The sequence below is a fragment of the Xenorhabdus anantnagensis genome (assembly GCF_028598555.1).
Taxonomy (GTDB): Bacteria; Pseudomonadota; Gammaproteobacteria; order Enterobacterales; family Enterobacteriaceae; genus Xenorhabdus; species Xenorhabdus anantnagensis.
In genome coordinates, this window is sequence record NZ_JAQRFN010000008.1 from 23,003 (window position 1) to 45,158 (window position 22,156).

Annotated in this window: 21 protein-coding genes; 12 read left to right on the forward strand and 9 right to left on the reverse strand. The window is 37.6% G+C overall.

The genetic code is table 11. From position 1 onward, the window contains the following. Positions 1-10: 10 nt before the first annotated feature. Positions 11-1,198 carry a multidrug efflux MFS transporter EmrD gene (gene emrD, locus PSI14_RS07910; RefSeq protein WP_273575400.1) on the reverse strand — a complete coding sequence of 396 codons (1,188 nt, stop codon included), beginning with the start codon at positions 1,196-1,198 and terminating at the stop codon, positions 11-13. Between the two features lie 487 nt (positions 1,199-1,685). Here emrD and fpr point away from each other — a divergent pair, with 487 nt between their 5' ends. Continuing rightward, positions 1,686-2,432 carry a ferredoxin--NADP(+) reductase gene (gene fpr, locus PSI14_RS07915; RefSeq protein WP_273575401.1) on the forward strand — a complete coding sequence of 249 codons (747 nt, stop codon included), beginning with the start codon at positions 1,686-1,688 and terminating at the stop codon, positions 2,430-2,432. A 68-nt stretch (positions 2,433-2,500) separates the two neighbouring features. Here the strand turns inward: fpr and PSI14_RS07920 are convergent, their stop codons facing one another. Then, the gene (locus PSI14_RS07920; RefSeq protein ID WP_273575402.1) at positions 2,501-2,938 is read right to left on the reverse strand and encodes a DUF805 domain-containing protein; all 438 of its coding nucleotides are present in this window, start codon (positions 2,936-2,938) and stop codon (positions 2,501-2,503) included. Between the two features lie 46 nt (positions 2,939-2,984). Here PSI14_RS07920 and PSI14_RS07925 point away from each other — a divergent pair, with 46 nt between their 5' ends. Both PSI14_RS07925 and tpiA read left to right on the forward strand, forming a co-directional pair. Further along, positions 2,985-3,617 (forward strand): DUF1454 family protein, encoded by a 633-nt coding sequence (locus tag PSI14_RS07925; RefSeq protein WP_273575403.1) that lies wholly within the window; start codon positions 2,985-2,987, stop codon positions 3,615-3,617. 144 nt (positions 3,618-3,761) lie between these two features. Next, on the forward strand, positions 3,762-4,529 hold the full coding sequence (tpiA, locus tag PSI14_RS07930) for a triose-phosphate isomerase (protein WP_273575404.1): 768 nt from the start codon (positions 3,762-3,764) through the stop codon (positions 4,527-4,529). An 86-nt stretch (positions 4,530-4,615) separates the two neighbouring features. On the opposite strand, the gene PSI14_RS07935 is transcribed toward tpiA, so the two are convergent. From PSI14_RS07935 to PSI14_RS07955, 5 genes are all read right to left on the reverse strand, one after another. Continuing rightward, positions 4,616-5,596, reverse strand: a complete 981-nt coding sequence (locus PSI14_RS07935) for a sulfate ABC transporter substrate-binding protein (protein ID WP_273575518.1) — start codon at positions 5,594-5,596, stop codon at positions 4,616-4,618. A gap of 288 nt (positions 5,597-5,884) precedes the next feature. Then, positions 5,885-6,862 carry a 6-phosphofructokinase gene (gene pfkA / locus PSI14_RS07940; RefSeq protein ID WP_273575405.1) on the reverse strand — a complete coding sequence of 326 codons (978 nt, stop codon included), beginning with the start codon at positions 6,860-6,862 and terminating at the stop codon, positions 5,885-5,887. A gap of 207 nt (positions 6,863-7,069) precedes the next feature. Next, a complete protein-coding gene (gene fieF / locus PSI14_RS07945) occupies positions 7,070-7,969 on the reverse strand; it encodes a CDF family cation-efflux transporter FieF (RefSeq protein WP_273575406.1) in 900 nt (299 codons plus the stop codon). Between the two features lie 30 nt (positions 7,970-7,999). Continuing rightward, positions 8,000-8,944 (reverse strand): phosphatidate cytidylyltransferase, encoded by a 945-nt coding sequence (locus PSI14_RS07950; protein WP_273575407.1) that lies wholly within the window; start codon positions 8,942-8,944, stop codon positions 8,000-8,002. After that, positions 8,941-9,582: a lysophospholipid acyltransferase family protein gene (locus tag PSI14_RS07955; protein WP_273575408.1), complete on the reverse strand. Its 642-nt coding sequence runs from the start codon at positions 9,580-9,582 to the stop codon at positions 8,941-8,943. The genes PSI14_RS07950 and PSI14_RS07955 overlap by 4 nt, the downstream gene beginning before the upstream one ends. Before the next feature lie 293 nt (positions 9,583-9,875). On the opposite strand from PSI14_RS07955, the gene rfaL reads away from it, so the two are divergent. Next, positions 9,876-11,108: an O-antigen ligase RfaL gene (rfaL, locus tag PSI14_RS07960; protein ID WP_273575409.1), complete on the forward strand. Its 1,233-nt coding sequence runs from the start codon at positions 9,876-9,878 to the stop codon at positions 11,106-11,108. 62 nt (positions 11,109-11,170) lie between these two features. On the opposite strand, the gene PSI14_RS07965 is transcribed toward rfaL, so the two are convergent. Beyond that, positions 11,171-12,310: a glycosyltransferase gene (locus PSI14_RS07965; RefSeq protein WP_273575410.1), complete on the reverse strand. Its 1,140-nt coding sequence runs from the start codon at positions 12,308-12,310 to the stop codon at positions 11,171-11,173. A gap of 218 nt (positions 12,311-12,528) precedes the next feature. Beyond that, positions 12,529-13,023, reverse strand: a complete 495-nt coding sequence (locus tag PSI14_RS07970) for a Spy/CpxP family protein refolding chaperone (RefSeq protein WP_273575411.1) — start codon at positions 13,021-13,023, stop codon at positions 12,529-12,531. A 152-nt stretch (positions 13,024-13,175) separates the two neighbouring features. Between PSI14_RS07970 and cpxR the strand changes: the two genes are divergently transcribed. From cpxR to PSI14_RS08010, 8 genes are all read left to right on the forward strand, one after another. Then, the gene (gene cpxR / locus PSI14_RS07975; RefSeq protein ID WP_273553942.1) at positions 13,176-13,871 is read left to right on the forward strand and encodes an envelope stress response regulator transcription factor CpxR; all 696 of its coding nucleotides are present in this window, start codon (positions 13,176-13,178) and stop codon (positions 13,869-13,871) included. Continuing rightward, positions 13,868-15,247 carry an envelope stress sensor histidine kinase CpxA gene (gene cpxA / locus PSI14_RS07980; RefSeq protein WP_273575412.1) on the forward strand — a complete coding sequence of 460 codons (1,380 nt, stop codon included), beginning with the start codon at positions 13,868-13,870 and terminating at the stop codon, positions 15,245-15,247. The genes cpxR and cpxA overlap by 4 nt, the downstream gene beginning before the upstream one ends. A gap of 251 nt (positions 15,248-15,498) precedes the next feature. Then, on the forward strand, positions 15,499-16,380 hold the full coding sequence (locus PSI14_RS07985) for an ATP-grasp fold amidoligase family protein (protein ID WP_273575413.1): 882 nt from the start codon (positions 15,499-15,501) through the stop codon (positions 16,378-16,380). Between the two features lie 33 nt (positions 16,381-16,413). Then, positions 16,414-17,628: a lipopolysaccharide biosynthesis protein gene (locus tag PSI14_RS07990; protein ID WP_273575414.1), complete on the forward strand. Its 1,215-nt coding sequence runs from the start codon at positions 16,414-16,416 to the stop codon at positions 17,626-17,628. A 3-nt stretch (positions 17,629-17,631) separates the two neighbouring features. Continuing rightward, complete coding sequence (locus PSI14_RS07995; protein WP_273575415.1) at positions 17,632-18,750, forward strand: CapA family protein; 1,119 nt, start codon at positions 17,632-17,634, stop codon at positions 18,748-18,750. Beyond that, positions 18,747-19,787, forward strand: coding sequence for a glycosyltransferase (locus PSI14_RS08000; protein ID WP_273575416.1), 1,041 nt, complete (start codon positions 18,747-18,749; stop codon positions 19,785-19,787). The genes PSI14_RS07995 and PSI14_RS08000 overlap by 4 nt, the downstream gene beginning before the upstream one ends. Before the next feature lie 9 nt (positions 19,788-19,796). Next, positions 19,797-21,011 (forward strand): hypothetical protein, encoded by a 1,215-nt coding sequence (locus PSI14_RS08005; protein ID WP_273575417.1) that lies wholly within the window; start codon positions 19,797-19,799, stop codon positions 21,009-21,011. Further along, positions 20,995-22,152, forward strand: a complete 1,158-nt coding sequence (locus tag PSI14_RS08010; RefSeq protein ID WP_273575418.1) for a glycosyltransferase family 4 protein — start codon at positions 20,995-20,997, stop codon at positions 22,150-22,152. Before PSI14_RS08005 ends, PSI14_RS08010 begins: the two co-directional genes overlap by 17 nt. The last annotated feature ends 4 nt before the right edge of the window (positions 22,153-22,156 follow it).

Consider the following 22,156-nt stretch of genomic DNA (forward strand, 5'->3'; position numbering starts at 1 on the left):
CTTTTCGCTTTTACGAAACTGTATGCTCCTGACGCTGGACTCTCTGGGAAATGGGCAACCAACAAAATAGAATCAGCAGCGACATAGAAAACATCAGCATCCCAACGCTGAATTGGCTATTTTGCGGTAACATCGCCGACAGCCATGTGGCCGCTCCTGAGCCTACATTCTGAAATCCCCCCACCAAAGCACCTGCGGCTCCTGCCAGATAAGGGAATGGCTCCATCGCTCCGGTCGTTGCCAATGGAAACAACATACCCGCACCAAAAAAGAATAATGCGGCGGGTATTAACAAAGTCCAGATATTCATGATGCCAAACCAGTCGGGTAACCACATCAAAACTCCCGCCAGCAAGCAACAGATAACCGAGTGCCACATGAGCCGAGAAAATGCTTTACCTTCACGCCCGGCATACCACGCTCCAAAAAACGCTGCGGGGATTGGCAGGATAAACAAGATACTGACCGTTAGGCTATCCAGCCCCAAAACAGCCCCCATTAACACACCGCTGCTGGCTTCAAAAACGGCCACCCCAGCCAGACCACCCACCAACATGATCAGGTAAGAGACAAAAGCACCATGAGAGAGTAATTGGTGGAAAGAGACCAGCATCGTGCTGTGTGCAGTCTCTGCGGGACGGGTCTCCGGTAAATACCGAACCAGGAAGAAAGTGACCATAACCCCCATCACTAATAGGAACAAGTAGCAGGAACGCCAACCAAAATAGTGGGCAACTATCCCACCGATCATGGGAGCAGCCAGAGGGCTGACCAACACTGCCATATTCAGCAGGCTATTGGCATAGCGCAATGTCGTGCCAGTATATAAATCTCGTGGCATAGTACGCACCATCACACCGGCAACCCCTGTGCCCAATCCCTGTAACGCACTCGCAATCACCAGCACCAGCAAGTTGGGCGCAACCAGAGCACATATTGTTGCCACCAGATAAATGGACATTCCCGCCAGAATCACAGGACGACGCCCCACCTTGTCAGATAGCGGCCCATAAAAAAGCTGTGAAAGCCCATAAGAAAACAGATATGCCGCCATTACCTGCTGAACTTCTCCTGCAGGTTTACTAAGATCATTAGCCATATCTGCAATAACTGGCACATAAATTGTCTGAGTCATCTGCCCTACAGCGGCCAAGGCAATCAACATCAACAATAAATTAAAGTGTTCTATTTTTCTCATCGCACTTATATACAATCATTCATTGAAACAGCTGTTCATGGAAAGTAATCGTTCGTTAAGGAGCTGTATTTATTCAACATTTGAATAAATATTGTATAAGCCATTTAATAGCTACCTAATCAATCATCAGTCATAGTGATACCCTCAAGCACTTAATAAAGAACCTGACGTACTAACTTCATTGGACATGATTCACTTGGCAAATCTATATTCTTTCTTTGCAGTATACAATTTTACATTAATAAAAAATCACAGAGATATTTTCCATAAATGTCAATAAAAATGTACATATCAATCCATAATATTGGCAGGAATCCAGTTAATCTAACTGTAACACGTAATCGATAATGTTATTTCAGGTAATCACGTAGAATCGTTACAAAAAATCGCCCATTCATGCAGTATTCATTTGCACCGAATTAATGCACACCATACTAAATTCGTACCATATTAATGCGTACCATATTGTGTAGAGAGGTTAATCGTAATGGCAAACTGGGTTACAGGAAAAGTTACCGACATAACCAATTGGACTGATTCACTTTTCAGCATAAAAATTCATGCACCAATAGAAACATTCACCGCCGGACAATTTGCAAAACTTGCACTGGAAATTGAGGGGGAGCGTATCCAACGGGCTTACTCTTACGTCAACTCTCCCGAAGACAATGATCTGGAATTTTATTTAGTGACCGTTCCGGAAGGAAAACTCAGCCCTCGTTTGGCTGCGCTAAAAACTGGGGACGAATTGTTAGTAACAGAGCAGGCAGCTGGTTTTTTTGTTCTGGATGAGATCCCTGACAGCCAAACACTCTGGATGCTTTCTACTGGCACAGCCATTGGGCCTTACCTTTCCATCCTCCAGCAGGGCACTAATCTGGAGCGATTCGAAAATATTGTTTTAGTTCATGCTGCTAGATGGGGAAAAGATTTAAGTTATTTACCCATGATGCAAGAGTTGGAAAAAACATATCAAGGTAAACTGAGAATACAGACCATCGTAAGTCGAGAGAAATGGCCGGATTCACTTATGGGCAGAATTCCGGCATTAATTGAGAATGGCAAGTTGGAATCGGCTGTAGGCTTACCGATTCAGGCAGAAAACAGCCATGTTATGCTGTGCGGGAATCCCCAGATGGTCAGGGATACCCAGCAACTATTGAAAGAACAACGTAACATGGCAAAGCATCTGCGCCGTAAACCGGGCCATATCACCAGCGAGCAATACTGGTAATCAGCCCATAAATAGCCACGGTTCCCACAATAAACGTATCTGCAAACTTATTCGCGTTTCTGAGCTGGCTACTTGGCTGACTTGGCAGAAATATAATCAACCGTTTCTGCCATCTCCCCAAACCGATTGGTGCCTTCCGAGCCTTGGAATACACCACAATCCAATATCATCATGACAAAAATCAGTGTCGGAACAAAACGACCAATTCCCCACTGCCATATTGGTGCCATTATGCTCCAATCAAGGGATAACAATATCCAAGCCAGTGCCAATAGTAATACCCAGCCACTACTTTTATTTCGGTCATGCAGGCGTTTCGAAAAAATCGCTGCCGTTGGATACAATAGCAAAGCAACACCAAGCGCCGCATAATTCATGGGGAGGACATTCATTCCATGCAGTGTCAGGAGTATAAAGATCAAGGCGAAACAAATACCTATACCGCTCCAAAACTCTCGCCGTCCAATTCGGCCTTTGAATGAGAATCCCCATTGTTGTAATGTCATGTACTCTTTTCCAATTGTGGATGCTGTTTTTCCAGGATTTAACTCAGTGAGTAACAAAATGAAAACAGGCATGAATAAACTTCTGGTGACAATATTAATCGTTTTTGGCATCGGTTTACCATTATCCGCCTCTGCCGATGAGCCGTCTGTCACACCAGAAATAAACTCACCATTAAAGTATCTTCTGCCGGATTCCCCGACTTTTGAAGAAACTATCCCTATCTTTCGGGAAAAATACAACAAAAAACATCCGGATACTCCCCTGTACGAATATAAGGTGATCGCCAGCAAGAATATTTCCCAGCCTTTCATCCGTGCTGCCAGTAAAATCAATGACAACATATACTCTTCAGCGGTACTGGAACGGGGTAGCGAAAAAATTAAAAGTCTGCAAATTACCCTGTTGCCATCACAAAATGAACAAGAGGATAAGCAAAACCGCATACTGGCAAAACAATATATGACTGCCCTGATCAGGCAATTTGAGCCGACTCTTTCCCCTGAACAAGCGCAAATTCAATTGGAAAGGCTTTTGGAGGCAGCAGAAGCGCACTCGACTTTGAGTCAAAAAATGGGAGCAACACGCTATATCATCGTAAACAGCAGCGAAAATATAATGACCTTCGCAATTGAACCGATTAAGCTATCGTTATCTGACACCTCAGCAAATGAAAATTAGTGACACAGCGCAGAGCTATTCGCGTTGATGATCTTTATACTGTCGGGATTCCGCTTACAGGGAATGACATCACCATAATGTCATTCAAAGAAAGAATATTCATTCAATTCGCAATTTGATTATTTTCTGGTTGGAGGGAAAAATATGCGACATCCATTAGTTATGGGTAACTGGAAATTAAATGGCAGTACCCACATGGTTAACGACCTGATTACAGGCCTGCGTAAAGAATTGAGTAACGTTGACGGCTGTGGCGTCGCTATCGCACCACCAACAGTTTATGTTTCTCTGGCAAAAAATGCTCTGGCTGGTAGCCGTATTGCTCTGGGCGCACAAGATGTTGGCGTAAACCTTTCTGGTGCATTTACTGGCGAAACTTCCGCAGAAATGCTGAAAGACGTCGGTGCAAAATATATTATTATCGGCCACTCTGAACGTCGCACTTACCACAAAGAAAGTGATGAATTCATTGCGAAGAAATTTGCTATCCTGAAAGAGCAAGGCCTGATCCCAGTTTTGTGCATTGGCGAAACCGAGCAAGAAAATGAAGCCGGTCAAACTGAAATCGTCTGTGCACGGCAAATCGATGCCGTTCTGAACACACTGGGTGCAGAAGCATTCAAAGATACAGTTATTGCTTATGAACCTGTCTGGGCAATTGGTACAGGCAAATCCGCAACACCTGCGCAAGCTCAAGCTGTTCATAAATTTATCCGTGACCATATCGCAAAACAAGATGCAGCTATTGCCGAACAAGTCATTATTCAATATGGCGGCTCAGTTAATGCCAGCAATGCAGCGGAACTGTTCACCCAACCGGATATCGACGGTGCGCTGGTCGGAGGTGCTTCACTAAAAGCCGATGCTTTTGCGGTTATCGTGAAAGCCGCAGCAGAAGCGAAAAAAGCGTGATCTTTTAATAACGAACAGAAAAATGTCTCAACCGCCACGAAACATCCCTTGTGGCGGTTTTTTCTCACTCAAAATCGGCTCAGTGATTAACGCCGGATAATTTCGTCAAAAATTTTGCCCGTGGCAAAATGCTGTTTCTGAGCGTTATCCCAACCACCAAAGACCTCATCAATCGTAAAGAGATTCAGTTCAGGGAAAACAGTGCGGTATTTTTCTGCTATTGCTTTATCGCGAGGACGATAATAGTTTTTGGCCGCAATCTCCTGCCCAACCGGAGAATAAAGATATTTCAAATATTCAGTTGCCAGCTCGCGCGTTTCCCGTTTATCAACGACCTTGTCGACAACAGAAACCGTCGGTTCCGCTAAAATAGAAATGCTTGGTGTCACAATTTCAAACTTATCCTTGCCCAAAACATTAATCGCCAACAAGGCTTCGTTTTCCCACGCAATCAATACATCGCCAATTCCGCGCTCCACAAACGTATTCGTTGCACCGCGCGCGCCGGCATCCAGCACTTCAACATTTTTATAGAGCGCCTTCACAAACTCTTTGGCTTTAGCCTGATCCTGATTGTTATGCGCCAATCCATATCCCCAGGCAGCCAGGTAATTCCAACGTGCTCCACCGGAAGTTTTCGGATTCGGCGTAACAACCGCAACATCTGGGCGAATCAAGTCCGACCAATCTTTTATCTGTTTAGGGTTTCCTTTTCTCACCAAAAAAACAATGGTTGATGTATAAGGCGCTGAATTACCCGGCAGACGCTTAATCCAATGCTTATCAATGCGTCCACTCTCTGCAATGGCATTCACATCATAAGCCAGTGCCAAAGTCACAACATCTGCCTGAAGACCGTTAATAACGGAAGTTGCCTGCTTGCCTGAACCTCCGTGTGATTGGCGAACCCTGACATTATCCCCTGTTTTGTTGTGCCAGTATTCTCTGAATGCCTGATCATACTGCTGGTAAAATTCACGTGTCGGATCATAAGATACATTCAATATTTGGCTCTCTTTTGCTTTTGCCCAAGCACTGTTAGCCATCAGTGTCATCGCTAAGGCCATTAAAGATAATGCCGACACGATATACGTTTTCGACACAACATACTTTCTCGACACAACATACTTTTTTATGATTGCCCATCGCGAGCCTGTATTCATACCCCTTACATTCATATCCACGGTAACATATTCCCCTAAGCCATGATGATTTCCGTCATAGAAACTGACAGAAAGCGTTATGACACAGAAATAATTTTAAATTTTGGCTTATGCGCAAGAAGAATATGAGTGACGAGACAGCCACACAACGTGGCTATCTCCGAGGAAAGATTTTGCAGAATTAAGAAAGGATTAGTAGAGTTTTTTCGCGGTATCCAGCCACTCTTTCTTAAAGACACGCTGCATATTTTGTACCGCATCAATGATATCGTGATGAACAAGTTTCTCGTTCTGGATACCAACACAGCGACCGCCATGACCTTCCAAGAGTAGCTGAACAGAATACGATCCCATACGGGATGCGAGAATGCGGTCATAAGCGACAGGCGCTCCACCACGCTGAATATGTCCCAATACCGTTGCACGGGTTTCGTGGTGCGTTTCTGCCTCAATATATTTCGCCAACTCAGCAACGTCACAAACATGCTCAGTAATGGCAACAATCGCGTGACGCTTACCTTTTTGAATTCCGGCCTTAATCTCACTCAACAACTCTTCACGATCGAATGGGATTTCATTCTCAGGCAAAACAATAAATTCACATCCACCCGCTATTGCCGCTGATAAGGTCAAATCACCGCAATAACGCCCCATCACTTCAACAATCGAAATGCGTTTATGGGAAGTTGATGTATCGCGCAAACGGTCAATCGCTTCAACCACCGTTTCCAGCGCCGTGAAATAACCAATGGTGTAATCTGTACCCGCAACGTCGTTATCAATTGTTCCGGGCAAGCCAATACAAGGGAAGCCCGCTTCGGTCAGCTTCTTTGCGCCCAAATAAGAACCGTCTCCGCCAATCACCACCAGCGCATCAATTTCATTTTTATGCATGTTTTCAATGGCAGTTTGCCGGACTTTATCATCCCTGAACTCAGGGAAACGCGCTGATCCCAAAAACGTACCACCGCGGTTAATCATGTCGGAAACACTAAAGCGATCAAGCTTCTTCATGCGGTTTTCATACAACCCCAGATAGCCATCATAAATGCCATAGACTTCCAACCCTTCGGTTAAAGCGGCACGAACAACACCACGAATAGCGGCGTTCATGCCAGGCGCATCACCGCCACTCGTTAAGACTCCGATTCTTTTAATCTTGTTGATCATGATGACCTCTGACTTGTAGATATAGTATTTGCCAATCTGCTGACTGTTTCCCCTAAAGGGAAAAAATTAACGGTAATTTTACGAAACCCGATTGTGAACCCATGAGCTGAATTGATTCAACATTAATTATAATACGGAAAAACACCCAGTCTGCATTAAGATTATGTCTATTTTTTGACGATCTTTTGATTATGAATAAATTCCTCGTCAATCCCAACGATTTTTATGCTCCTCAGGCACAACAGAGCAAGGATCTTGGTGAATAATAATATCGGCACCCGGAAACCTATCCCGCAATTTATTTTCAATCCCTTCTGCCAAAGCATGAGCCTGCACCAATGGTAAATGGTCATCTATCTCCAGATGGAACTGAATAAAACGAGTCGGCCCTGATTGTCGGGTTCGCAGATCATGCCCACCTGCTATACCGGGATAATTTCGGATAATCTCAATAATCTCCTGCCGCTCTTCGTCCGGCAAGGCACGATCAAGTAAAGATTGTACGGCATCGTAACCCATCCGTAACGCGCTATAGAGGATATAAACTCCAATTCCTAAGGCAAATAGCGCATCTGCATGTTTAAAACCAGACAGATTCAAAAGCAACGCCACCAGAATTGCCCCATTCATCAAAAGGTCAGACTTATAATGCAGCATATCCGCACGGATCGCCTGACTTTGGGTTTTATTGATCACCCATTTTTGGAACGTGACCAAACATAACGTAGAAATCAGGGCAATGGTGATTACCCAAACGCCTATCGCTGCATGCTCCAGTGGCTTGGGGGAATACAGATGCTGAAAACCCGTTAAGAACAGGAAAATCGCCGAGCCGGAAATAAACATACTTTGGGCCAAAGCGGCCAGCGATTCAGCCTTACCATGCCCAAATGTATGCTCCTCATCAGCAGGTTGAAGTGAATAGCGCACCACAAAAAAATTCGTCAAAGAAGCAGCTAGATCAACTAATGAATCCACCAGCGCAGCCAATAAGCTCACCGAACCCGTTAGCCACCATGCAAAAATTTTTACGATCAATAGCACACTGGCCAGTACTGTCGCCGCCAACGCAGCGGAACTGACCCATCGCCCATAATTTATACTCATTGACTCCACCTTTCGGTTATTTAGTCAGCCTCAAGTATAAAAATAGCGCGTCAAATGGAAAAATATAGGGGCAGCGAAGCAAAGCGAGTCAATTCTATCTAGCATTCCGCCATGGCCTGCAATAATTCCACCAAAATCCTTTATTCCGCTGTCTCGTTTAATTGCTGACATACATAATCCACCAATAAACCCCATCAGGGTAATTGCCAGCGACATCAGTCCCGCCACCCACGGGGAGAAAGGTGTTACCCAGAACATCGACATTCCCAGTAGCACAGAAGCCAAAATTCCGCCAACAAATCCCTCGACCGTTTTATTGGGACTGAGTTTCGGTACAATCGGATGTTTACCAAATAACTTACCAAATACGTACTGCAAAACATCAGACATTTGCACCACGATCATCAGGAACAGCAATAATTTGATATTTTGATGCTTGTACTCTGGGATCTGTAGCATCAACAACGCTGGCGCATGGCTGATGGCAAACACTGTTACCATCATCCCCCACTGAATTTTGGTTATCCGCTCCAGAAAATGGGTTGTATCCCCAACCAACGCCGTCCGGGCGGGCAAAAACAGGAAGACATACACAGGAATAAACACCGAGAATAGGCCATACCATTGCATACCAACCAAAACGTACTGCACAGGCATAAAAACAAAGAAACACCAGGACAGTGCTTCATGATCACTGCGGCGAGTAGGCGTTAGCGTGATAAATTCACGCAAGGCAAAAAATGACATCACCGCAAACAAAATAACTGCTCCCACAGGTCCAACGGCAATAGCCAGAACACAGATGATGTACATCATCCACCAACTACGAATCCGCGCATTCAGGTTGTCGATAGTGGCATTGTTCCTTTCCCCCGAATACCGAAAAGCCAAAATGCCTCCAATCACACTGGCGATAATCAATATCCCGAAAATCTCTCCCAACAACAGCATCAAATCATAATCGATACCTGTCATAGCACTAACTCCTCTAATGCAGACTGGGCACGTAATAGGAACTCATTCTTGCCTTCGTCCTCACCTAATTGCTCCAATGGCTTGCCGAACGTGACCGAACAAATAATTGGCACCAAGAGTTTTTTCCCTTTCGGCAGAGCACGGTTCAAATTCTTCAAATAAACTGGCACTACCTCAGCATCAGGATATTTACGAACCAAATGATACAGCCCCCCCTTGAACGGATTGATTTGTTCACCATCTCCCCGAGTTCCCTCCGGAAAGATAATCAAAGACTCTTTTTGCGCTAAAACCGCTTCCAATGGCGCGAGTACCCTCTTTTTCTGAGTGTTTTCTCCATTACGCTCAATTAATACCGCACGAAATACCTTATGGACGAGATAGTGGCGTAGTTTTGTTTTGTCCCAATAATCACGGGCAGCAACAGGATGAACTTGATACCGCAGCGCAGGAGGAAGCCCAGACCAAATCACTAACCCATCAAGATGACTGGAATGATTGGCATAATAAATGCGGCTTACAATTGATGGCTCACAGCCAATCCATCGCGTCTGCACACCGGTTAAAAGACGACATAAACCTGATAGCGTGGCACCCACGATTTCCGCCAACAGGCTGATTTCATAAAAATTATCCATGTTGGGCATCCTTATCCCTTTTATGTGAGGTGACAGTGATAAGATTTTTAAACAAAGGGAGAATAGAACATAAGATAATCAATATTGGTCGGGATAACAACAGATTGGAGGGAGAAAGAATTGATAAACTATTCTTTCATTAGTTGAGAAATTATCCTTGGAATTTCATGGAGTAAGCTTAAAAATCCTCCAGAATTTGTGTCAAGTTATAACATCGTATTTTTATTCGTGCCTGTATTATGAAAATGGTACAAAATACCAACCAGAAATCCACTATCTATTCCGGTAAAGTCATGTTTAAAGAAACTGTTAAAAATTATTTATCTTGGAGTACTTTTTTCGTCGGTGGTTACATCGCACTTGTCTATGTCACAGGCATCACGCGCTATAAAAATCTATTTTTTGCATTGATAGCATTAACCGCACTCTACTTTCTTATTAAGAATCCCAAAAGATGCCTCTGTGTGTTGAAAAACAACATTGTACTGGCTTTGGGAATATTAACTTTGGCTTACCTCTATTCAATTGCTATTTCACCTGATCCCAAGCTCAGTTTTAGTGAAATCAAAACACCTTTTTTTAGAGATGTCGTTCTCTCCAGTATTCTCATTACGTTAGCATTAAGTCATACGAATGCACTTAAAATTCAGAAAATGATTATTGGTTCATTTTTACTTGGATTGTTATTCATCACGCTGAAAGAAATGTACCTATTTTATCTAGATTATCAGAACGATATTATGCCATTCACCAACTATAATCATCGCAGCGTGTCAGATGGTATTGTTTTCTTCTTTCCAGCACTAGTGGCCCTTTGGAATTTTCAAAAAACTCAAAATTATGTTCGTTTAGCGCTGACAATTTTGCTCATTTTATCCGTGCTTTTTGTATTGCTGGGCACCCTTTCCAGAGGAGCCTGGCTTGCAATTTTTGTTATGTTTTTCATGATGATCATTATGAATAAAAACTGGAAAACGTTAATTGCCAGTATTGTTTTTATCTGCGCCACCATCTTTGCCATCAAATCTGATTACCTGATCAAAGATTCTCCTTTGACTTACAAGTTAGAACAAACCGACAGTAGTTACCGATATAGCAATGGAACACAAGGCTCAGCACTCACCTTAATTCTGGAAAACCCAATCAAAGGCTACGGTGCCGGCAACAAAATCTATGACCAAATTTATAACGATAACGTTAAGAATTACCCTGATTGGACATTTAGGGCTTCCCTTGGCCCTCATAATATTTTCCTGACAATCTGGTTTTCTACCGGAATACTTGGCCTAGGGGCTTTTTTATTTTTAGTTATCTCTTATCTGAAACAATCAGCTCAAGAGTGGAATGCAAGCATCAACTGCAATAAACAAGCAGCATTAATCTTACTCATCTCTTTCTTTGGATATTTTATTGTCAGAGGAAATTTTGAGAGTGTTCATTTGAATATATTGGGAATTTATCTTGGTTTGCTAATCGCGCTGTGTCAACAAAGATTGAATAACACAAGATTGAATAAAACAATATAGAGATTTAAACGCTAATGATTACAGGCTATTCATTTTTGGAATAGCCTGTAAAATCAATACCGTTAAAACCACTCAGACAACACAGTAGTTAGAGACTCACTTACCGTATGCCAATTGTAGTTTGTGAGAGCTATTTCTTTACCCTTTTCAGTAACATCGTGTAAGCGACTATCTGACAGCGTATCTAAAATATCCTGAGCGATACTCTCTGGAGATAATGGCTCTTGCAGTAAGAAACCTGTATTGTTGGGCACCACAAACTCTTTGATTCCCCCTCTTGGGCTAGCCAAAACAGGTGTACCTCTCGCCATTGACTCTAATGCAACCATACAAAATGGCTCCTCCCACAATGAAGGAACAACCGTTAAATCAGCAAGTGAATAAACCTGATGTATATTTGCAGGCGGAATATTTCCTGCCAAAACACAACACTCTGTCATCTCCAACGCTTTATCAACGACTTTTTTACGGTAAATCTCACGCTCACCTTTTGTACTTTTTGTGTATTCTCCGATCAAAAGAAGTGTGATTTGCGTATCCTTTTTGTGCAATAAGGATACCGCTTCCATTAACTCAAGCACTCCTTTCCTCTTATCTAATCGCCCAGCATACAAAATAACTTTTGCCGTATTTTTGAGACCAAAGCGCTCCCTTTTCCAGCAACTTTGTTGCATATAAAGCATCTTATCAATACCATTTGGCACAACTTTAATGTTCTCTAGCTTCGCTTCATTACGAAAGAAATCAGCCAGAAAATGACTTGGAGTAATAAGTTTTACTCCAGTACCCAAAGTAGTGATGTTATGCATATTATGCAGGTGAAGTACCATCCGTTCTTCAGGATAATACTGCTTAATCTCGTTATAAAGTGAAACGGAGTTTTGAATAATCAAAATAGGTTTATCATGGGACTGGTTTTGGCTACAGGAAACTGTGTCTATCACCCTCTTGGCATAAGGGTAAGGATCTAACCGAGACCATTTCCTGAAAAAACGTTTATAAATTGCGCTAGTGTATATCCTATGAATGGAGGCATATTCACTGATTTTTTCTACAGTTTTCTCTGTCCTTTCTCCTTTACAAATAATTAAATTATTAGCCTGACTGATTTTGGCAACGTTATAGATCCACCACTCGACCGCAGCAGCATAATTTGGGGGAATGGAATGAAATTCAGGAGCAACAAAAACAAATTTTTTCATGAGAAAAACAATCAGTAGAAATCATTTATCGGATTAGATAAAAAAAGATCCGTTTATGCAAGTAAACTACAATCGAAAAAAAAAGCCCCTCACGGGGGCTGAAAGACAGGGATGGTGTCTATGGCAAGGAAAATCGTTATTGATGCTATGTAGTAGCAAAACTACTTTTATTGTAAAAATACTAGGGCATCAAGAATATTAACAAAAAATCAGTTTACTTATCGAGTTGCGCATTTATTTGTTTTATAATGTTTTTTCAATAACTCTTTCTGTTCCGGAGTTAACAATCGATAAACCTGATTATTAAAGCGGGCAACTTCTATACCAAAAAGAACATTCTTTTCGGCTATTTTTTCAAGCTGCAAGCGAATCTCAGCTTCATCAAAATTCTCTGCAATCGAAAGAATATTCACTTTTAGGCTTGCATCTCGCATATCAGCCAGCGGCTGCTCATGCTCATGTTGCTCTCTGGCTAACCTCAAGATCTGTAATATCTGTTCGCGCTGCTGTTCAGTTAACACTATTTCATTGAAGATATAGCTATAGTTATACTGATGACCTCGGTAATGACTAAAATTCCTCTTATAATCACCTTGCATACAAAGAGAGGAACTAGTTTCAGTAACATGATCCGCATCAGCAGTTTCAGCTAAGGTCTCCGTTGTTCCTAGAACAAACATTGACGCTAAAGCCAATATTGCTATGTTACGCATTAAATTTCCCCGCTTTCTCGAACAACAGCATTCGATCTAGTGTGGATAACTATAACCCTGCGGCTGCAAACTAGCGTCAGAGCATGTAAAAGAACGTAAAGTCATGGAATAGCGAAGTTTGTTATCGTATTTTGCTCTTGGAGGAAGAATCAATGCATAAAATCTTATTAGTTGATGATGACCGCGAACTAACATCGTTATTAAAAGAACTGCTCGAAATGGAAGGATTCAATATTGTGATCGCCCACAATGGCGAACAGGCTTTACAATGTATCGATTCTTCAATTGACCTACTATTGCTGGATATCATGATGCCGCGCAAGAACGGTATTGAGACACTGAAAGAGCTGCGAAGCCAGCGCCATAAAATCCCCGTTATCATGTTAACCGCTCGGGGTAGCGATTTAGACCGTGTTTTAGGATTAGAGCTAGGAGCGGATGACTATCTCCCCAAACCTTTTAACGATCGAGAACTCGTCGCCCGTATACGTGCCATTTTGCGCCGTTCCAACTGGAGTGAAAAACAATCTGAGATAGGAATACCTGTTTTGGAGGTCGATAAGCTACGGCTCAACTCTGGGCGTCAGGAAGCCAGTTTTGATGGTACGATTTTGGATCTAACTGGCACAGAATTCTCTCTACTTTATTTATTGGCTCAACATTTAGGGCAAGTTGTTTCCCGTGAACATTTAAGTCAAGAAGTATTGGGAAAACGCTTAACACCTTTTGATCGCGCTATTGATATGCACATTTCGAATCTACGTCGTAAATTACCCAATAGAACGGATGAACTACCATGGTTTAAGACATTACGCGGCCGTGGATACTTAATGGTTTCCGCAAAATGATCAATAGCTTGACAGCCCGTATATTCGCCATTTTTTGGTTTACACTCGCACTTGTCCTGATGATAGCCTTAATGGCTCCTAAACTGGACTCACGGCAATTAGCCCCTCTTTTGGACAATGAATATCAGCTTGGAAAAAAACTGGCAAAACAAATAGAAGAAAAATTAATACACAACTCAGGGAAAAGTTTCTGGTGGTTACATATGCCGGACGCTGTTAATCTGTTGACTTCACCGAACGAATACCTGCTCTTTATCACCCATAATGGGAATATCATTAACCCTGACCTTACAATATCGCGCTACCTACAACAAGCTGCCCGCAACTTTATCGGACAATCCGATAATGCAGATCACCCTAAAAAGAAAAAATATGGTCGTTCGGAAATACTCGGCCCTTTTTCTGTCCTCGATGACGGAGAGCATTACCTCCTCTACTTCATTAGGCCAGCGAGCAGCCCACAATCAGATTTTATTAATTTGATGTTTGACCGACCATTTTTACTGCCCGCAGCCACCATGTTAATAAGCGCTCCATTACTACTGTGGCTGGCATGGAGTTTGGCAAAACCCGCCCGGAAACTAAAAAATGCAGCAGATGATGTCGCGAAAGGAAACTTACGGCAACATCCTGAGCTGGAATCCGGTCCACAAGAGTTTTTAGCTACTGGTAGTAGTTTCAACCATATGATTAGTGCGCTGGAAAGGATGGTTACCGCCCAACAACGGCTGATTTCCGATATCTCCCATGAACTGCGCACACCGCTTACTCGTTTACAATTGGCGACAGCCCTACTTCGCCGCCATCACGGTGAAAGCAAAGAATTAGCACGCATTGAAACAGAGACTCAACGTTTAGATGGAATGATTAACGACCTGTTGATACTTTCCCGTCATCAACATAAAAACGAATTACTGCGCGAAAATATCAAAGCTTACAATTTATGGCATGACATTTTGGAGAATGCCAAATTTGAAGTCGAGCAAATGCACAAAACATTGGATATCGTTTCGCCTCCCGGAAACTGGGTTATTTACTGTAATCCAGCAACACTCGGCAGCGCACTGGAAAACATCGTCCGCAATGCACTGCGTTACTCCAGCAGCCATATCGCCGTAGCATTCAAGGCAGATAACCAAGGTGTAACCATTACCGTTGATGACGATGGACCCGGAGTCAGCCCGGAAGACCGCGAACATATATTCCGGCCGTTTTATAGAACGGATGAAGCAAGAGATAGAGAATCAGGCGGAACGGGATTAGGATTAGCAATTGTTGAAGCAGCAGTGAACCAGCATCGAGGTTGGGCCAAAGCAGAAGATAGTCCTTTAGGTGGATTACGGCTGGTGATTTGGTTGCCGTTACATGGGAGATAGATAGTTTTCGTTTTGAAATTTAGTTAGTTACAAGATGTAACAACTAAAGAAAAAACACTGTTATACTTGACCTCAAAGCGACGAGAGACTACTCTCGTCGCTGCTTAACACAAATCGTTGATATGATAGTTTTTTTTAAGATAAAAAATCCTTTAATATTAATTGGATAAGTAAAATTATTACATATAGCAGGCACTCTGGGAGCCGTAACCTAGTGCGGTAGCTTTATTAAAAAACAAAATGATAACATTATGAAAAAAATGAAAAAATTTTTATTCTCCATTCTTTGCCATATTTCCCCTAAATTTGCCACACAAATTTTGTTCTATAAGAGACTAAGAACAAAGCTAAATTTAAACTCCCCAAAAACTTTTAATGAAAAACTCCAGTGGTTAAAACTAAACAAGTATAATGACAACAAATTAGTAACAATATGCGCAGACAAGCATGCTGTTAGGAAATATATTCACAATTTAGGATTAGATCACTTACTTAACGAAATATATTACACATGGGATAATGAAAAAAAAATAGCATGGAATAAACTACCAGAAAAATTCGTATTAAAATGCAATCATGGTGCAGGATATAATATAATTTGTAATAATAAAAATTCATTAGATATTAAACAAACCCAAAAAACATTAAAGAAATGGATGCAAGAAAATTATTGGATTAATACCGTTGAATTATGTTACAAAAATATTAATAAGAGAATAATATGCGAAAAACTCATTGAAACAGAATCAGGATCTCTTCCATATGACTATAAAGTGTTTTGTTTTGATGGAACTCCAAAATTCGTCATGGTATGTACAGAAAGAGAAACTCAAAAACCTAAATATTATTTTATGACAGAAAACTGGGAAATATTGCCATACGGTTTAGATTATCAAAACATAAAAAACACTCCAACACTCCAAAAACCACAAGGATTTGAGAAACTATTTAAATATGCAAAAAAACTTTCTGAGCCATTTCCTTTTGTTCGAGTTGATTTTTATTTAGATAATGGGAATGTAATTTTTGGTGAATTAACTTTCACTCCAGCAGCAGGTTATGACCTAGAATTAAATACTCCCGAAAATCCACATGTAGATTTAGAAATTGGAAAATTATTGAAACTAAAATAACAAACCAAATCGAATCGAAAAAAATCCATATATATGCCTAGTTTTAAAAAAAACTTCTTGAAGATATTCACAGGATCTGTTAGTGGGCAAATTATTGCTATACTACTTCTACCTATACTATCTAGAATAATAACTCCAGATGCCCTTGGACAATATTCAATATCTATTATACTAATAATGATATTAAGCCCATTATGCTGTCTAAAACTAGATCAAGCATTATTGACCAGCAATAAGGAAGACAAACAAAATATATTTTTCTCTGCAATATATATAAGTAGTATTATTAGCTTAATAATATTTTTCATTTCTATTGTAGCATTCTATATTTTTAATTTTCTCTATTTTGAATGGTATATATATACTACACTCTCACTATATACTTTCACTGTATCACAATTAACTGTTTCTTACAGTTTATCTACAGGTAATTTTAGTACTGCGGTTAAGCATAGATTCGTTCGCACAACTTTATGCTTATTTCTACAAATAGGAATAAGTTATATATCCTCAATATCAAACTCATTATTAATTGCATATATCATATCAAATTTAATATCTATTATATTTTTCAAAAACATTCATATCACATCATTAACTAGTTATTTTTCACCAAGAAAAATAAGTTTTATAATAAAAGAAAATAAAAACTTCACTTATTATCAAACTATATCAGAGCTATTTTCCATGTCATCGCAATATATAGTAAATCTGTCAATGGCAGTATTCTCAACTTCTGCTGTTATTGGTATGTATTCTATGACAACAAGAACAATGCAAGCTCCGATAACCCTAATCACTTCTTCCGTCAAAGAAGCCTTTTATTATAAAATAAAAAAAATTAAAGATAAAAAAAACATCAGAAAAGAACTCATAAAAATCTCAGCCTTTCTTTTAATTCCATCTTTAATAATATCCATTACAACTTTCAAACACCTCCCATTTTTATTTGGATTTATTTTTGGAAACCAATGGACTGAATCTGGAGTATATGCTCAAATTTTATTACCTTGGTTTATTCTATTATTTATAAATCAACCTTATAGTGCCGCTGCAAATATTATTGGGATACAAAAGAAAATACTTTTTATTGATATATTTTCGTTCCTTATACGTTCAGCCTCCATCATTATTTCTTGGGTTATGTTTGATAGTATATATACTACATTACTTGTTTTTAGCTTTACAGGGATATTATTAAATTTATGGTTAATAATATTAGTATATAAAAATTGCACTAAGGATTAAGAAATGAAAATTGTTATTTTTGGCGATTTATGCATGCAAGATTTGAATATAGAGGAATGTAAAGTAATCGCCCAGAATTTAAAAAAAATAAAATCCAAAGATGATATTTTTATCGCCAACTTAGAATGCCCAATAACTAATCACAAGAGTAAAATAACTAAAAATGGTCCCAATTTATCTGTAAATATAGATAAAGCAAAAAAAATACTAGATTTATTACCAATAGATGTTTTTACTTTAGCAAATAATCATATTTTTGACTATGGGCAGAAAGGATTAGAAGACACAATACAAACTTTAGAAGAAAAAAGGAAACTATATCTTGGTGCAGGAGTTAATGTTACAACAGCAGACTCTCCTCTTATCCTTGAAAAAGATGATGAAAAAATAGCACTCTTAAATGTAACTGAATCTGAATTTTGCTTGGCTTCCGATTATGGCTCAGGAGCATCAAGTTGTGAACCTATTTTTTTATTAAAAAGAATTCAGTCAGTCAAAAAACTTGTAAGCAAAGTAATAATAATTGTTCATGGAGGAAATGAAAATTATTATTTGCCCAGCCCTTATTATCAATCTTTTATGCGATTTATTATTGATGCAGGTGCGGACTGTGTAGTAACGCACCATACACATAATTCGTCAGGAATGGAAAAATATAATAACAAATATATATTTTATAGTTTAGGTAATTTCATATTCCCTATCAAAGAAGAAGTTGATGAATATTGGTACTATGGACATGGAGTCAGAGTAGATACTAAAAATATAGAATATTTTGATATTATTCCATATAAGCAAGGGTTAAATGAAATTCCTTTTTCATTTTTAGAAGAAAGTGAATATAATAATTTCATTATGGAGTTTAAAAATAAAAGAAAAATCATTGAATCATACGAACTACTATATGAAGAATGGAATAAATTTAAAAAAAGTAGAGAGAAAGCATATATAAGCTGGCTAACTATGTCATCTAAAATGAGCCGCATCATAAGTAAAATTTTCAACTTAAATCTATATGATTTTAAAAACCCCAATAAGAAAATAATCCTCCAAAATATACTACAATGTGAATCACATAGAAATTTATTATTGGAAATAATTCAAGAAAAAAACACAAAATGAAAAAAATATGCTTATTTATTAATACATTATCAGCAGGCGGCGCAGAAAGAGTATGCATAAATTATGCCAATAAATTGGCAGAAGAAGGATTTAACATAACAATACTTGTTTATCATAAAAATGATTTATTTTATATAAGTGAACTTAATAGTAATGTAAAAATAATAAACCTTAACGCCAAAAATGGAATACAAGCAACTTTAAAACTAATATATAATATTACACCGCTCAATGATTTTGACTCAATTATATCATTCAATCATCAAATAGCTTTAATAACATATTTTTTAAAAAAAATAAAAAATTTTAACGCCAAAATAATTGCTAGAAATGTCAATAACTTATCCTCAGATCTCAAAAAAAACCGAAGCAATATAATAAAAAAACTATTAACTAGAATTCTAATGCATATTTTCTACAAAAAAATGGATTTTTACATTGCGCAATGTAATTCAATGAAACAAGATATGATAGATTTTTTGGGAATAGATAAAAAAAAGATACACGTTATTCGTAATCCTGTTGCCAAATGTTACATACAAGAAAAAAATACAAAAAAAGAATATGACATATTATATGTTGGTCGTTTAGTTCCACAAAAAGGCATTGATAATCTATCAAAAATAATGAGATTAGTTCATGAAAAAAGGAACATCAGCCTATTAATTATAGGAAAAGGTAAATTAGAATCTAAGTTAAAAGAAGAATTAGAAAAAGAAAATATAAAATTTAAACATTTAGAATCAAGTAGCAACCTGACAAAATATTATAATAAATCTCGCATTACAATTTTGACCTCATACTATGAAGGCTACCCAAATGTATTGGTTGAATCTTTAGCTTGCGGCACCCCTGTTATTTCATTTGATTGTAAAAGTGGGCCTAGTGAAATTATCAAAGAAGATATAAATGGATATTTAATACCTTGCTATGATAATAAAATTTTTTCTGAAAAAATCCTACAATTATTAGAACATGAATTAATTTTTCATCCAGAAAAAAATGATGACATCAAAGATCTTTTTGGTCTAATATAACTATATATTATGAAAATAAATACACATAACACCATAAAACATGAAAGAATAATTTATATATTATCTACCATAATATTATTTATAGGAATGTTAGAGAACTACCAAAAATTAAGATACCTGATAATACTTCCTTGCTTAATTTTAATTTGGATATTTATTTTCATAAAAGAAAAATTTATTTTAAATAAAAAATACATAAAAAAAACAACTTCAATATTAATAATTTTAATATCATTAGCATTACCTTCCTATTTTAATATAAGCCCTCATACAAATAATCTAGGATATTCATTTTCTCAATACTCATTAGGCTTTATATTTAAAGTATTATCAGCAATTACAATTATTTATGCTTGCAGAAATGATACGAAAGCATTAACTTTAATAATCAGGTATTGTTTAATAATAAACTTATCTATTTTTTTTATACAGTTTATAGTAGTATATTCAACTTCATACTATATAGACCCTCTTGCAATTATAACAGGTGAGCATCAACGTTATGGTTCAAGATTTCTCATTCCTTTAATTGGGAATATATATAGACCTACAGGTTTTTTTGAAGAACCATCTACTTATGCAGCATTCATAACTTGTCTACTAGCATGTAATTTCTTAATAAATGAAAGAATAGATACAGTTATAGTTTTATCCATTCTCTCTATAATTTTATCATTATCTGTTGCAGCATTAATTTATGGAACTTTTTTACTATTATTCATTTTATATAAAAAAAATAATAATTTTTTAAAAATAATAATTAGCCTTATTTTCCCTTTATTTCTTATGCTGATAACTTATTTTGCTCTACTTCGCCTTAATTCACTAAATGGAATAGCCACAGAAATACGATTTAATTTAATGAATTTAGTTTTCTCCCAAGATTCCTCCTCCCTAATTTTCGGAAATGGAATGCTTGGCATGATAAATGACATTACATTTTATCTAAAAAATAATATGCTATGGAAAATAGATATTGCATCTTTGAATGATAACGGATTATGGTTATTTATTATAATAAAAATGGGTTTAATTGGTTTGCTCTTATTTATTACTTATGTGTGCAAAAAATTAAAAACAAGAACTGACATTTTATTTTTTTTCATTTTATTAACAACCAAAATAAATTTATTTAGTTTCATGCTTATATTTTACTTTTTAATAATATATTTTTGTAATTCAGACTCACCTAAAAAAGAACACAATTATGAAAAAATACAATAATATTTTATTTGTTGATTTATCTACTATAATTTCAGGGGCACAAAAAGTAACCCTAAATATAGTAAGTAATTTATATAAAAAAAATAGAAAAATACATATTTTATGCCGAAAATTGGATCAAGGTATATCAAAGGAATACAAAACATTCTCTCATAAACACTATAGTCATGAACATCTAATCAAAAGCGTATTCGGAACCGGAAATTTTTCACTAAAAAACACAAATTTTTTTAATAAAGTCAAATTAATTTATTTGATTTTAATTCTAAATATACAAACGATATATTTTACTAAGCGTCTAAAATGCAATACTATATATTGCTATGATCCCAAAGGATTAATAGCTTCTTGCTTGCTTTCGCGTTTATTTAAAATAAAAGTTATTTGGCACCTGCATGGTGAATTAAATTATTCCCATAAACTTAATAGAATATTATGTAAAATACCAGATACTATTATAGTTCCTTCTAAATATATACAGAAATCGATAAGAAAATATAGATTTTCTCACGTTGTATATAATGGCTTTGATTTCAACAACAAAAGAAAATCAAATATAGTTAATAAAAATTCAATACAACTATTATATGCCGGAACTTTAGTACCACATAAAGGATTGCATAACGTACTAGAAGCATTATCAAAAATTAAAAATAATAAACAATATCTACTTAGGGTTTTAGGAGCTCCCATAGGCAAAGTTGGTGATAAATACTTAGAGAAAATAAAAAACGATGTCAGACAACTTCCTCCAAATATCAAAGTAGAATTTCATGGTTGGGTTAATGATGTTTCAGATTTTATTGAAAAAAGCGATATAACTTTATTCTCATCAATAAAAGAAGGGGAATTAATCTTAGACAATGAAATTGTTAATTTTAAATCATCGGAAGCCTTACCAACTATAATAATAGAATCATTATCATTAGGTATACCAGTTATTTCAACAAATATAGCTGGTGTAAAAGAAATAATGACAAGAAATAATGATGGAATAATCATCGAAGACTTCTTAACAATAGATATTGCAGAATGTATTGACTATTGTTTAAATCATTGCTTAGTAAACCCCAATAAAATAATCAGTAAATTTAATATTAATTCAATGATACATGAACTCGAAAAAATTCTATCAGAGTAGACTA